The sequence below is a fragment of the Pseudomonas oplopanacis genome (genome assembly GCF_057128725.1).
Window position 1 is genome coordinate 1 of record NZ_JBSKHV010000040.1, and the last position, 982, is coordinate 982.

Here is a 982-nt window from a genome sequence, read left to right on the forward strand (position 1 = left end):
ATTCAGGCTGTGTGAAAACCTAGCAATCTGCGCAGCGCTCGAAGAAAATGCTCCGTATCGAAAGATACGGAGCATTTTTCGTTATGGCCTACATCCAGGGACAGTCCCGCAGCCAGACCAGCCTGTTTCCGGTCTCGCTGGAAGAGTTGATCCCCGAGGATCACCTCGTTCGCGTTATCGACCTTTACGTCGCCAAGCTGGATCTGGTGCGACTGGGCTTTGATAAAGCACTTCCAAAAAGCACCGGCCGGCCTTCTTACGATCCAGCCGATCAGCTAAAACTTTACCTCTACGGTTATTTCCAGCGGATCCGTTCATCACGGCGCCTCGAAGCCGAGTGTCAGCGCAATATCGAAGTGATGTGGCTGATCAATCGACTCAAGCCCGATTTCAAGACCATTGCCGATTTCCGTAAAGACAACAAACCCGCTTTCATCGCGACGTGCCGGGCCTTCGTCCAGTTTTGTCGCACAGCGGGGTTGATAACCGGCGAGTAGGTGGCCATTGATGGCAGCAAGTTCCAGGCTGTTGCTTCCTCGCGGCGCCATACGAGCTTGCAACGGCTCAAACACCAGGAGCAGAAGCTGGATAAACGCATTGCCCAGTACTTGGCCGAGCTGGATGAGGCGGATAAAACCGAAGCCGGCGAGAGGGTTGACCGCAGTGCGATCAAGACGGCGTTGGCGCAACTTGAGGTCAGGCATTCCAATAACCTGACGTGCCAGGCGCTGATGAAATCGATGGAGCTTGAGCAATTCAATACCCACGAAAGCGATGCGCGAATGCTGCGAACGCACAAAGGGCCTCGGGTCGGGTACAACGTGCAGACAGCCGTGGACGCTGAGCACTGCATGATCGTGCACCATGAAGTGACTCAGGACAGCGATGATCGCAAGCAACTTGAACCGATGGCCAAAGCGGCCAAGGAACAACTTTCGCAAGATGAACTGACGGTCACCGCGGATGCGGGCTACTCCAATGG

The 982-nt window shown here is 55.1% G+C and carries 1 pseudogene; it reads left to right on the forward strand.

The window, feature by feature from the left end:
- Positions 1-83: 83 nt before the first annotated feature.
- Positions 84-982: pseudogene (locus ACWKV5_RS29600) on the forward strand (transposase); the annotation flags it as partial.